The 12,408-nt window shown below is 67.5% G+C and carries 12 protein-coding genes; 3 read left to right on the top strand and 9 right to left on the bottom strand.

Features of this window, described 5'->3' with window-relative positions; translation table 11 throughout:
• Positions 1-15: 15 nt before the first annotated feature.
• Both ACN5W5_RS19535 and ACN5W5_RS19530 read right to left on the bottom strand, forming a co-directional pair.
• Positions 16-1,278 carry a glycerophosphodiester phosphodiesterase family protein gene (locus tag ACN5W5_RS19535; RefSeq protein ID WP_420050126.1) on the bottom strand — a complete coding sequence of 421 codons (1,263 nt, stop codon included), beginning with the start codon at positions 1,276-1,278 and terminating at the stop codon, positions 16-18.
• A 138-nt stretch (positions 1,279-1,416) separates the two neighbouring features.
• Positions 1,417-1,584: a hypothetical protein gene (locus tag ACN5W5_RS19530; protein WP_420050125.1), complete on the bottom strand. Its 168-nt coding sequence runs from the start codon at positions 1,582-1,584 to the stop codon at positions 1,417-1,419.
• A gap of 179 nt (positions 1,585-1,763) precedes the next feature.
• Between ACN5W5_RS19530 and ACN5W5_RS19525 the strand changes: the two genes are divergently transcribed.
• Complete coding sequence (locus ACN5W5_RS19525; protein WP_420050124.1) at positions 1,764-2,780, top strand: M14 family zinc carboxypeptidase; 1,017 nt, start codon at positions 1,764-1,766, stop codon at positions 2,778-2,780.
• Positions 2,781-3,327: 547 nt separating this feature from the next.
• Positions 3,328-4,089: an alpha/beta fold hydrolase gene (locus ACN5W5_RS19520; protein WP_420050123.1), complete on the top strand. Its 762-nt coding sequence runs from the start codon at positions 3,328-3,330 to the stop codon at positions 4,087-4,089.
• Position 4,090: 1 nt separating this feature from the next.
• Here the strand turns inward: ACN5W5_RS19520 and phnE (ACN5W5_RS19515) are convergent, their stop codons facing one another.
• Genes phnE (ACN5W5_RS19515) through ACN5W5_RS19505 form a run of 3 tightly spaced genes read right to left on the bottom strand, consistent with a single transcriptional unit; the run spans position 4,091 to position 6,633 of the window.
• Positions 4,091-4,900: a phosphonate ABC transporter, permease protein PhnE gene (phnE, locus tag ACN5W5_RS19515; RefSeq protein WP_420050122.1), complete on the bottom strand. Its 810-nt coding sequence runs from the start codon at positions 4,898-4,900 to the stop codon at positions 4,091-4,093.
• Positions 4,893-5,747 carry a phosphonate ABC transporter ATP-binding protein gene (locus ACN5W5_RS19510; RefSeq protein WP_420050121.1) on the bottom strand — a complete coding sequence of 285 codons (855 nt, stop codon included), beginning with the start codon at positions 5,745-5,747 and terminating at the stop codon, positions 4,893-4,895. The genes phnE (ACN5W5_RS19515) and ACN5W5_RS19510 overlap by 8 nt, the downstream gene beginning before the upstream one ends.
• Positions 5,748-5,757: 10 nt before the next feature.
• A complete protein-coding gene (locus ACN5W5_RS19505; RefSeq protein WP_420050120.1) occupies positions 5,758-6,633 on the bottom strand; it encodes a PhnD/SsuA/transferrin family substrate-binding protein in 876 nt (291 codons plus the stop codon).
• 170 nt (positions 6,634-6,803) lie between these two features.
• Between ACN5W5_RS19505 and ACN5W5_RS19500 the strand changes: the two genes are divergently transcribed.
• Positions 6,804-8,006: an alpha-D-ribose 1-methylphosphonate 5-triphosphate diphosphatase gene (locus ACN5W5_RS19500; RefSeq protein ID WP_420050119.1), complete on the top strand. Its 1,203-nt coding sequence runs from the start codon at positions 6,804-6,806 to the stop codon at positions 8,004-8,006.
• A gap of 326 nt (positions 8,007-8,332) precedes the next feature.
• On the opposite strand, the gene ACN5W5_RS19495 is transcribed toward ACN5W5_RS19500, so the two are convergent.
• The 4 genes from ACN5W5_RS19495 to phnC form a co-directional block, all read right to left on the bottom strand.
• Positions 8,333-9,532, bottom strand: a complete 1,200-nt coding sequence (locus ACN5W5_RS19495) for an MFS transporter (protein ID WP_420050118.1) — start codon at positions 9,530-9,532, stop codon at positions 8,333-8,335.
• Between the two features lie 30 nt (positions 9,533-9,562).
• Positions 9,563-10,369, bottom strand: coding sequence for a phosphonate ABC transporter, permease protein PhnE (gene phnE, locus ACN5W5_RS19490; protein ID WP_420050117.1), 807 nt, complete (start codon positions 10,367-10,369; stop codon positions 9,563-9,565).
• Positions 10,370-10,463: 94 nt separating this feature from the next.
• Complete coding sequence (phnD, locus tag ACN5W5_RS19485; RefSeq protein ID WP_420050116.1) at positions 10,464-11,408, bottom strand: phosphonate ABC transporter substrate-binding protein; 945 nt, start codon at positions 11,406-11,408, stop codon at positions 10,464-10,466.
• A 100-nt stretch (positions 11,409-11,508) separates the two neighbouring features.
• Positions 11,509-12,369 carry a phosphonate ABC transporter ATP-binding protein gene (gene phnC / locus ACN5W5_RS19480; RefSeq protein WP_420050115.1) on the bottom strand — a complete coding sequence of 287 codons (861 nt, stop codon included), beginning with the start codon at positions 12,367-12,369 and terminating at the stop codon, positions 11,509-11,511.
• Positions 12,370-12,408 lie beyond the last annotated feature (39 nt).

The following is a 12,408-nucleotide window of genomic DNA, read 5'->3' as shown; positions in this document are numbered from 1 at the left end:
GCGGGCATTTTCGGATCAGCGCAGGCCGGCACAGTTCGCGTAGAAGGTGGTGGTGGCGGGCCAGTCGGAGAACACGCCCATCACCTTCACGTCGCGCGCCAGCACGTCGAGCACGCGCAACACGTCGCCCTCGGTCTTGATGGCGCTGTCGAACGACTGGTAATAAAAGCCGTTGTTGCCATCGGCCAGCAGACCCGAACGCTCCAGCGACCAGGCGATGATGCCCAGCCCGGCCGCCCGGGCGTCACGCGCGTACTGAGAGGGCACGATGTCGCCCGCGGCGTTGGTGCTCAGCAGGGCAAAGATCGGAGGCGCCACGATCTGGATGCCCTGGCTCTTGTAGTCCACCAGCTCGTTGCGGCCCGGCAGGTCGGCCACGGTGTTGGCGTCGTCCAGGTACACCGCCTGCTTGCCGAACGCGGCCTCGTTGCGCACCCAGTACAGCACGTCGTCGATGTTGAACGACTGCGCAAACACCTGGCGCGGCGACACGCCGGCCTGCTTGTACTCGTCGATCATCTTTTGCGCGTAGGCGGTCTGCGTGAATCCGTCAAAAGGCATCGTCACGCTCGCGCTCTTGAGTTCCGGCGTCATCTTCACGCCCAGCCGCTTGAAGAGTTCGATGCTCTCGGCGTGGGTCATCAGCGTGCCGCTCGTGGGACCCGAATACAGGTCGGTGCGGAAGTTCGCCGTGCCGCCCAGGTATTCCTGCGGTGTGCGGGCCGCCGGGTTGGATGCATCCATCTTGCCGCGCAGGGTGCGGAACTCGGCGAGCGTGATGTCGCTGGTGCGGCATTCGGCCTTGGCGGGCGTGACCACCTTGCCGTCGGCATCGAGCGTGGCCGGCACGAAGGGCGTGGTGCACTTGGCGGCCAGCGGCGTGACCAGGATGTTGGTGGTGGTGTGCAGGTCGTTCTGCGCGTGGCGGCAGACCAGCTCCTTGTCCTTGGTGAAGGTCACGTCACACTCGACAACGCCGGCCCCCATGCGCGCCGCAGCGGTGTACGACTCCACCGTGTGCTCTGGGAATTGCAGCGGTGCACCCCGATGACCGATGGAGAAATCGCGCGCGGTGAACTGGCCGCGCTGCGCACACTGCTGGAGCTTCTGCTTCAGGCGGCTGTCGGCCATGTCGTCGACGAGGAAGAACGGGCGCACGCCCAGCTCGACGGATGCCAGCTTTTCAGCGCGGTGAGCAGGCCGCTGGTCGCCCGGTGAAGCCAACGCAGCGGTGGCGGTCAGACCCAGCAGGGCCAGGACGGGAATCAGGTGACGCATGGAGTACCTCATGAAGGAGATGGTGATCGGTGTGTGAACGCGACGCGGACTGCATCGCCCGGACCATGCTAGGTCGCCCATGTGGCAACGGCGTGGCAGCCGCCACCGGTCAGCACTGTCACATCAGGATCGCGTGCTTCAGCGGTTCCAGGCGGACTGGCTGCGTTCGCGGCGGGCCTGGAAACGACAGCGCTGCAAGGCCAGCAACTCCAGAACGCCACCGACCACGCCGCAGCCGATCGCGCCCAGCAGCTTGAGTGTCCGAAGGGGATCCCGCTTGCGGCGATCTCCGGCGTTGTTCATCATGCAAAGCCCTTTCTGGCCGACCCGTGATGCCGACGCGCCACCTTAGCTTTTTCATGTGACGATTTTGCGTCTACCCCAGTCCTGCGCAAAGTTGGCCGACGGTGTACCGAACCGGTCCCCCAGCGTTATGCTCGGCGCTGATCCAACCGTCATCACACCCCACACCACCGCGCCGCACCGTGCCTGAAACCGCCCTGCCCGAGCTGCTGGCACTTGAAAAGATCATGGAGCTGGGCGCGCCCCATCTGCAGGTGCAGGAGCCGTGCCGGATCACGCTGCCATCGGGCCGCAGCTTTCCCGTGCATGCCATCACCCTGGGCAACCCCAGCCCCGAGGTGCCTGCGGTGGGCTACTTCGGCGGTGTGCACGGGCTGGAGCGCATCGGTGCCCAGGTGGTCATCGCCTTCCTGCAGAACATCGTCACGCGGCTCGCGTGGGACACCTCGCTGCACAGCCTGCTGGAGGGCGTGCGCCTGGTGTTCATGCCCATCGTCAACCCCGGCGGCATGTGGGCCGCGACGCGGGCCAATCCGCGCGGCGTGGACCTGATGCGCAACGCCCCGGTCGAAGCTCGCGAAAAGGTGCCTTACCTGCTCGGTGGCCAGCGCCTGAGCGCGGGCCTGCCCTGGTACCGCGGGCGCCTCGGCGATCCGCTGGAGGCGGAGAGCCAGGCGGTCTGCGATGTGGTGCACAGCGAACTGCTGAACCGCCCGTTCAGCATCGCGCTGGACTGCCACTCGGGCTTCGGCATCAGCGACCGCCTCTGGTTCCCCTTTGCCCACACGCGCGAGCCCATCCACCATCTGGCCGAAGTGCACGCGCTCAAGACCATCTTCGAGCAGGCCCACAGCCACCACCCTTACATCATCGAACCGCAGAGCGCGCAGTACCTGACCCACGGCGACCTCTGGGACCACCTCTACCTGCAGGCCAGCGCCGCGCATCCAGAGCGCACATTCCTGCCGCTGACCCTGGAGATGGGCTCGTGGCTGTGGATCAAGAAAAATCCGCGCCAGCTGTTTTCGCGCCGGGGCATCTTCAACCCGCTGATCGGCCACCGCCAGCAGCGCGTGCTGCGCCGTCACCTGGCGCTGCTGGACTTCCTCTCCCGCGCCGCGAGCAACCACATGCGGTGGGCACCTGGCGCCGAACAGCGCGGTCAGCGCCATGCGGATGCGCTGGCTGACTGGTATTGAGCTGGTTTTTCATGATGCTCTTCTGTTGTGAACTGTCAGTGTTGTTTGTTGCACCTCGCGAGCCAAGGCGTGCGCGGGCAGAAATGACGTTGGCGCGCCACCGTTGGAGAGCCAACACCCCTTCATGCTGCGGCAGGCGCTGTCCGGTGGGGGCGATGTTCCGGGGTGGCTGTGTCCGCCCGTCGGGGGCCGGGCGCGCCAGTGCGCGCTTCGTTTCTGACTTGCGGCCAAAGTGCCTTGAGCCCCCACGCTCCACCGCTGCGCGGGTCGCTGCCCCCCGTAGGGGCTGTTTCGGCTTGGGGCGGCCCGGCGCCGAAACGGAGCGGAGAGAGCGCCAGCGAAAGCAGCGAGTTTGGCCGCGCCGGCCCCAGGCGGGTGGGCGCAGCGGAGTCGGCGCAACGCGCCGACCACCCTGGATGAGCCCCCGCCGGGCAGCGCCTGCCGCAGCCGCGAGAAGCAAAGAACGAGACGTGCAGCGGCAGATCCGCTCAACCCCAGTCATTCCAAAAGGAACTCACACAACAGCACGACGTGAGGAGATTTCCCCATGACCACCTGGATTTTCCTCAGGGGCCTGACGCGCGAAGCCGCGCACTGGGGCCGCTTCACAGCCATCTTCCAGCAGACCCTGCCCCACGCCCGCATCCACACCATGGACCTGCCGGGCAATGGCGAACACCACCGCCAGACCAGCCCGCTCTCGGTGGCCGGCATGGTGGCCGCCTGCCGCGACGAATGCGCCCGCCGCAGCATCGAGACCCCGGTGTACCTGCTCGCCATGTCGCTCGGCGCCATGGTGGCGGCCGAATGGGCGCGTGTGGCGCCCGACGAACTGGACGGCTGCGTGCTCATCAACACCAGCATGCGGCCGTTCAGCCCCCTGAACCACCGGCTCCGGCCCGCCAACTACCCGGCCCTGCTGCGCCTGGCCCTGGGCGGGGGATCGGCCGAAGCCATCGAACAGACGGTGCTGCGGCTCACCAGCAACCAGCCGGGGCAACTGCGCGAAGTGATCCCGGACTGGGCGGCCGTGCGCCGCCACCGCCCGGTGAGCGCCGGCAACGCCGTGCGCCAGCTGCTCGCCGCGGCCCGTTACCGCGCGTCCCGGGAGGCGCCCGGCGTTCCCCTGTTGCTGCTGGCCAGCGAACACGACCAGCTGGTGGACAGCCACTGCTCCCAGGCCATCGCCAGCGCCTGGCACTGCCCGCTGCTGACGCACCCGGCCGCTGGCCACGACCTGCCGCTCGACGACCCGCGCTGGGTGGCGGACCAGGTGCGGCGGTGGCTGTCTGGCCAGCCCGGGGGCTGACTCACATCACCTTCTTGCGCAGCAACGCGCTGAGGCGTTCCACCAGCACCACCAGCGCGAAGATCGCCAGGATGATGGTGGCCGCCTCGTCGTAGTTGAACAGGTCCATCGCCACCTTCAGCTCGATGCCGATGCCGCCCGCCCCCACCAGCCCGAGCACCACCGACGAGCGTGTGGCCTTTTCCAGGCTGAACAGCGAGGTGTTGATGAACGACGGCATGGCGGCCGGGAACACCGCGCACATGATCAGCGACAGGCGGCTCGCCCCCATGGCCGAGAGCGCCTCCTGCGGCCCGCGGTCCACCTCTTCCATGGCCTCGGCAAAGAAGCGGCCGCAGAACCCGATCTTGTCGATGACGATGGCCAGGGTGCCGGCGAACGGCCCCAGGCCCACCGACACAACGAAGAGCAGCGCCCACACCAGGTCGGGCACGGTGCGGAAGAAGGCGATCAGGTTGCGCGCCGCGTGGTAGACCAGCGGATGGGGCGACAGGTGCGGCGTGGCCAGCACGGCGATCGGCACGCTCAGCAGCACCCCGACCACCGTGCCCACGAAGGCCATCTGGAAGGTCTCCAGCAGCGCCCAGCCCACGGCCTCCAGCCGCGCGGTGGACGGCGGCAACATCTCGCCCACCAGGCGCGTCATCTGCGGAATGCCGCCCCAGAGGTCACCGAACGAGACGCCGGTCTTGTTGACCGACCAGGCGAAGAAGCCGAGCACGATCAGCCAGAGCATGAAGCTGGACGGGCTGGTGCGTTCGAAGCGGTCGGGCAGGACCCGCAGGGCCGGGGTGGCGGTGTGCTCAGGCATACAGGGCTCTCAGTTCGGCGACGTCGATCTCGTGGCTCAGGGCATCGAGCACGATCTCGCCGCGCTGCAGGGCAATGACCCGGTCGGCGTATTTCACGGCGTGCACCAGGTCGTGGGAGGTGAAGACCATGGTCAGGCCTTCGTCCTTCACCAGCCCGGAAAACAGCGACATGACCTCGTCGCCGGCCACCGGGTCCAGGCTGGCCGCGGGCTCATCGGCCACGATGAGGCGGGGCCGCTGCATCAGGGCGCGCGCCACCGCCACGCGCTGCGACTGGCCACCCGAGAGCTTGTCGGCGCGGCGCAGGGCGATGTGCGCCAGCCCCACACGCTCCAGACAGTGCATGGCCTCCTCGCGCAACGCCGCCGGAGCCAGGCTCTGCAGCCAGGCGCGGGCCAGCGGTGCGCGCGGCAAGGCACCGTGCAAGACGTTGGACAGGGCCGAGAGGCGCGGCACCAGGTTGTGCTTCTGGAACACGAAGCCCACCTGGGCGCGCAGCCGGCGCAGCGCCTGGGCGTCGAGCCCGCCCAGCGGTGCGCCGAACAGCCGCACCTCACCCGCGTCGGGCCGGATCAGGTGCATGCAGCAGCGCAGCAGCGTGGACTTGCCCGCGCCGTTGGCGCCGATGAGCGCCACGCGCTGTCCCGTCGTCACCTGGAAGTGCACGTTCCTGAGCACCGGCGTGCCCGGCTCGAAGGACTTGCCCAGCGCGCTCACCTCGAGTTCGGCGACCGGGCCGCCGGTGGCCGCCGCGCCCGGGCCCATGGCGGGCGACGCACCGACGAACGAGGTCACCGGTGGGGGCACATGCAACACCCGGGCGGCGGGTTCGGGCCAGCGGGACATGGCACCGTTCTCAATCACCGACGAAGGCGGCGTACTGCGCCTGGCCGATGGTGGTGTACATCTTGCGCACGTAGTTGTAGTCGGCATCGGCGATGCTGGGGATGAACTTCATGCCCTGGAACTTCTGGTTTTCGTCCGGGCCGAGCAGCACGGCGGCGATGAGCGCTTCGGAGTTTTCGCTGAAGACTTTCTTCATCTGGCCGACCACGGCGTCGGGCACGTGGGTGCCGGCGAGCAGCACGTCGTTGGGCAGGTCGCGGCCACGGGCGATCACCTTGAAGACCACATCGGGGTGGCGCTTGGACAGGCCCGGCAGGTCGGTGCGGTTGATGCCGATGGCGGCGACGTCGCCGCGCTTCATGGCCTCGACCGCCACGTTGCGGTTGATGTGCAGGATCTGCACGTCCTGCCCGGGCTTGAGGCCCAGGTCGGCCAGCACCTGGATCGGCGACAGGTGGCGCGAGGTGGAACCGACGTCACCCAGCGCGACCTTCTTGCCCTTGAGGTCTTCCACGCCGTCGATGCCCGAGCCCACCAGCGTGACCACCGAACCGTAGTACTCGGGGCGGCTGAAGCCCACCACCAGCTTGGCATCGGTGCGCTTCTTGAACACCACGTATTCGGCCGGGCCGGTCAGCACGAGGTCGATCTTCTTCGCGTTGAGCGCTTCCACCGCGGCGGTGCGGTTGGGCACGGGGAACAGCTCGACCTTCATGCCCGATTTTTCCGACAGGATCTTCTGGAAGCCGGCGTATTCGCGCTGCAGGTTCTCCAGTCCGACGATGTCGGTGACGGCCAGGCGCAGCGTTTGCGCCTGGACTGAGAAAGCCGTGGCGGTGAGGCCGATCACCGCGGCGGCGGTGGCGAGGTGTTTGGTCCAGTTCATGAGGCAACTCCAGGTGGTTTAGACAACTTCACGAGCGTGACGCCGTGCGATGACAAAGTTGTGTAGACGACATGAAGTTCTCATGACTTGCATGACACTGCGGTTTCGTCGTGCAGCTGTCACACAAACGGGGCACGCTGGACGGCTTTCGATCACCGGGGACACCAGGCATGAACACATTGGAACGGTTTGCGATCGCGGGAGGCAGCGCCCTGCTGCCATCGGGTTTTCAGGACGACGTGGTCATCACGGTGGACCACGGCGTCATCGTGGAGATCGGCAGCGAAGCCAACGGCGCACCGCTGATGGACGCCCGTGGCCTGCGCGTGATGCCGGGCATCATCGACCTGCACGGCGATGCCTTCGAGCGCCAGATCATGCCCCGGCCAGGCGTGCATTTCGACCTGCAGATCGCCCTCGCCGAAACCGACCGGCAACTGGTGGCCAACGGCATCTCCACCGCCTTCCACGGCGTGACCTTCTCCTGGGAACCCGGCCTGCGCAGCCGTGAGACGCTGGTGCGCCTGATGGCCGCGATGGACGCCGCGGCCGACCACCTCTCGTGCGACGCGCGCCTGCACCTGCGCCACGAAACCTACAACCTGGACGGTGAAGACGAGGTGCTGGCCTGGCTGGCCGAGGGGCGCATTGCCCTGCTCGCCTTCAACGACCACACCGCCGACATCCTGCGCAAGATCGCGCACCCGAAAGACGGCATGACGGTGCTGCAGCGCACCGGCCTGACCGCCACCGACCTGCAGGCGCTGGCCGAGCGGGTCGCCGCGCGGCGCGACGAGGTGCCGGCCTCCATCCGCCGCCTGGCCGCCGCCGCCCTGGCCGCTGGCGTGCCCATGGCCTCGCACGACGACCCGTCGCCCGAGGTGCGCACGGACTACCAGTCGCTGGGCTGCGGCATCTCGGAATTTCCCAAGACCCGCGAGACCGCGCTGCTGGCCCGCCAGTACGGCAACCCGGTGGTGTTTGGCGCACCCAACGTCGTGCGCGGCGGCAGTCACATGAGCAACGCGATGTCGGCGGCGGTGATGGCGCGCGCCGGCCTGTGCACGGTGCTCACGTCCGACTACTACTACCCGGCCATGTTGCCGGCCGCCTTCCGTCTGCACGAAGACGGCGTCTGCGATCTGCCCACCGCCTGGGCCATGATCTCCAGCAACGCCGCCGATGCCGCCGGGCTGTCTGATCGCGGGCGCCTCGCCGTGGGCCTGCGGGCCGACATCGTGCTGGTGCGCACGCCGGCCGGGCGGCCACCGAGCGTGGCGGCGCACGTCATCGGCGGTCACCTGGCCTTTGCGGCCAAGGGGGCTCCGCGGTTTCATGCCCCGTCGAAAGCCGTTGCCCTGGAAACGCTCTGACGGTTTGCTGGAGGTTTTTTTGCAGGCCAAAGCCGAGGGGCTGCACCTCGCGGCTGCCAAGGCGTGTGCAGGCAAGCCGCAGCGCGCCTGTGAGGCGCCGAGAAGCGCAGTGGCCGTGGCCGCGCGCGCAGCGCGCTTCGTCAACTGACTTGTCGCACTTGTCTGAGCGGAGAGAGCGCAGCGAACGCAGCGAGTTGTGCGACGGGCCACGGCCGCGAGCATCGCAGGGAAGTCGGTGCGCAGCGCCGACCGCCTCACTGAAGCGCTGCGGCCTGCCCGCACACGCCTTGGCACGCGAGGTGCAACAACTACAGGCAGCAACGCCGCTACCGAACCACCGACCCGCTGCGCTGCAGCCACACCAGCGCGGCCAGGCCGACCAGCCCCACCCCGGTGGACACCCAGAGGGCACCACCCCCGAACTGGTCAATCGCCAGGCCAAAGACCAGCGGTGCAAAGGCCTGCGCCACCCGCGCCGGCACCATCAGCAAGCCCTGGCGCGCGCCGTAACCCTGCGGCCCGAAGATCACCAGAGGCAAGGTTCCCTTGGCGATGGTGAGGATGCCGTTGCCCGCGCCGTGCAGGACCGTGAACAACAGCGCCGCCGGCCCCCCCACCACCATCAGCAACACGGCGCCCAGCGGGTGCGCGGCCGTGGCCAGCTGGGCCGACAGCAAGGGGTGCACCTTGCGCAAAAAGCCGAATTCCAGAAGTCGGGCCGCCACCTGGGCCGGCCCCACCAGGGCCGCCAGGGCCAGCGCAGCGGCCAGCGTCAGACCGTGGGCCTGCAGCAGGCGCGGCAGGTGGGCCGCCATGGCGGTGCTGGTGAACCAGGTGACGGCGAAGACCAGCGACAGCAGGACCGTGGGCCAGAACGTGGCACCCAGCGCCGCCGCTGGTGTTGGTGTTGGTGCGGCAGTGGGTGACACCGCCGCCACCACCGGGCTCACGCCGGGCGCTGCTGCGCTGCGCGGCAAGGAGGCGTTGAGCGGCAGACCCAGCAACAAGTGCAGGCCCGCCCAACACAGACAAGCGCCGCGCCAGCCGAATTCGAGCTCCAGCCAGGCCGTCAGCGGCCAGCCCACGGTGCTGGCGAAACCGGCGATCAGGGTGATGCCGGTGATGCTGCTGCGCGCGTCGTGGCCATACAGGCGCACCAGGGTCGCGAAGGCGGCGTCGTAGAGGCCTGCCGCCATCGCCACGCCGATCAGGCCCCAGGCCAGCAACAGCAGCACCGGCCCTTGCGCCAGCGCCAGGGCCAGCAGCCCCGCGGCGAACAGCAAGTTGGTGCCGATCAACACCGGGCGACCACCGTGGTGGTCGATCAACTGCCCCGCCCAGCGGCCGAACACCGCCGAGACGATCAGGGCAAACGAAAAGGCAGCAAAGACCGTGGTCACGGACACGCCGAGGTCCGCGGCCATCGACGTGGCCAGCATGGCCGGGAGGTAGTAGGACGAGGCCCAGGCCAGGGTCTGCGCGGTGCCCAGGCGGGCGACCACCGAAGTGCGGTGCGAGATCAGCATGGTGCCGACTCTATGCCGGCCAGAGCCATCTCAGATCAGAACCTTGCGAATCCGGGAGGAAATCACGTCGATCACGCTCACCGTGACGATGATCATCAGCATCACGGCGCAGGTCTCGGCGTACTGGAAGCCGCGGATGATTTCCCACAGCACGACGCCGATGCCGCCCGCGCCCACCATGCCCACCACCGAAGCCGAACGCACGTTGGACTCGAAGCGGTACAGCATGTAGGAAATCCACAGCGGCATGACCTGCGGGATCACGCCGTAGACGATCTCGTGCAGCGCGCTGGCACCGGTGGAACGGATGCCCTCCACCGGCTGCGGGTCGATGGCCTCCACCGCTTCGGAGAACAGCTTGGCCAGCACGCCCGCGGTGTGGATCCACAGCGCGAGCACACCGGCAAAAGGCCCGAGACCGACCGCGACCACGAACAGCATGGCGAACACCATTTCGTTGATGGCTCGGAACGCGTCCATCAGGCGGCGCACCGGCTGGTGCACCCACCAGGGCGTGATGTTGCTGGAGGCCAGCAGGCCCAGCGGGATGGCGGTGAGCACGGCCAGTGCCGTGCCCCAGAGCGCGATCTGCAGCGTGATGATGATCTCGCTCAGGTACAGCTTCCACTGTGAAAAGTCGGGCGGAAAGAAGTCGGCCGCGTAGGTGGCCATGTTGCCCGAGTCGCGGATCAGGTCGAGCGGGCGCATGTCGGCGCCCTTCCACGAGCCCGCCAGCAACAACAACAGCGCAGCCCAGGAGAAGTACCAGGTCAGGCTGCGCCTGGACGCTGGAACCATGGGCGGTGTCAGGCGGTGGACATTGAGCGTGGAAGACATCTTCGTGATCGGGAGGTGGATGTTCAGGAGGCAGGTCAGACGAAGACCGTCTGTGGCTGCTGCCACGGACGGTCTTCGATCTGGCGGCAGGCGATCAGTTCAGCGCAGCCAGCAGCTTGTCGATCTCGGCCAGCTTGGCCATCTTCTCGGCTTCGCTCAGCGCGGTGTCGGATTCGATCTTGTTGCGCTTGCCGAACAGGTCCAGCTGGCGAATGGGCAGCAGCTGGGCGTTGGTCGACGCCTTGAAGCCCGAGAGCTTGGAGATCTTCACCAACACCTCTTTTTCACGCGCATCGGTCTTGCCGTAGTTGAAGAGGAAGTTCTTGATCTTGGCTTTGGTGGCGTCCGGCAGGTCTTTGCGCATGACCAGCGGGTCCAGCGGGATCAGCGGCGAGGTCCAGATCACGCGGATGTCCTTGCGCTTCTCGGGGAATTTCTGGGCGATCTTCTCGAGGTTCTCGCTGTTGTTGGTGGCCACGTCGACCTGCTGGTTGGCCACGGCCAGGGCATTGGTCTCGTGGTTGGCGGAACGCACGATCTTGAAGTGCGTGCGTGCATCGATCTTGTTCTTGGCGAACACGTAGAAGCTGGGCACGACGAAGCCGGAGGTGGAGTTCGGGTCGCCGTTGCCGAAGCTGTAGCTCTTGCCGTTCTTCAGCACATCGTCCAGCGACTTGATCGGGCTGTCCTTGTGCACGATGAGGTGCGAGTAGTAGCCCTCGGTGCCGTCGGCGTTGACCATCTGGGCGAACACCTCGCCGCTGGCGCGGTCCACGGCCTCGATGGCCGACTTGTTGCCGTACCAGGCCACGTGCACCTTGTTGAAGCGCATGGCTTCGATCACACCGGCGTAGTCGGGCGCGAAGAAGGCCGTGACCTTGAGGCCGGTCTGCTTGGCCATGTCGTCCAGCAGCGGCTGCCAGTCGGCCTTCAGGTTCTGCGACGACTCGGTCGAGATGATGCCGAAATTGATGTCCTGCGCCATGGCGCCGGTGAGGGTGAGACCGAGCGCGAGGCCGGCCAGGGTTTTCTTGAGCATGAAAGACTCCGTCAGGATGGGAAGGGATGGGAAACGGGGATCGGATGGAAGCAGGGAAACGCGGGAACAGAAGGCAGAAGGAAACGCGGCTTTCAGCCGCTCAAGCCGCTTGCGCCAGCGGCGTCGGCCAGTGGCGCTCGGGCATCGGGGCGAGAGAGATCGGGGCGGGCGCCTGGGGAGCGCCCATCAGCATTTCGTCGGCCTGCATGCCGTAGAGCTCGCGCAGCAGCGCCGGCGTGAGCGACGATGCAGCGCCGTCAAAAACCACCTGGCCCTGGTGCAGCGCGATCACGCGCGGGCAGTACTTCAGTGCCATGTCCACCTGGTGCAGCGACACCACCACGGTGGAGCCGTCTTCGCGGTTGATGCGCGTGAGGATTTCCATGACCTTGCGCGAGGATTCGGGGTCGAGCGAGGCGATGGGCTCATCGGCCAGCACCACCTTGGCGCCCTGCACCAGCGTGCGGGCGATGGCCGCGCGCTGCTGCTGGCCACCCGAGAGCGTGGACGCGCGCTGGGCGTGGCATTCGGCGATGCCGACACGGGCCAGGGCTTCGATGGCCATCGCCCGCTCCTGGGCGTTGAACCAGCGGGTCAGGCCGCGCCACAGCGGCATGCGGTGCAGGCGACCGACCAGCACATTGGCCATCACCGGCAGGCGGTCCACCAGGTTGAACTGCTGGAACACAAACCCGATCTCCGAGCGCACCTTGCGGATGTCGCGGTGCACACGGCCGCCCTGCTGCACACACTGGCCACCGATCTCGATCAGCGAGCCTTCGCCCGCGTCGGCCACCACCAGGCCCGCCACATGGCGCAGCAGCGTGGACTTGCCGGAGCCGGATGCGCCGATCAGCGCCACCATCTCGCCCTGGCGGATGTCCAGGTTGATGTCGCGCAGGGCGTGCTTGCCGTTGGCGAAATGTTTGTTCAGCTTGTGAATGCGCAGGGCGGTTGTCATGGGTGGCTCCAAAGTCGTCTAGACACGCTGAGTGTGGTT

Origin of the sequence: Hydrogenophaga sp. ZJX-1 (genome assembly GCF_048590325.1) — a bacterium.
Taxonomy (GTDB): domain Bacteria; phylum Pseudomonadota; class Gammaproteobacteria; order Burkholderiales; family Burkholderiaceae_C; genus Hydrogenophaga.
The sequence above is the reverse complement of the archived record's forward strand: the minus strand, read 5'-3'. Positions and strand labels throughout refer to the sequence as shown.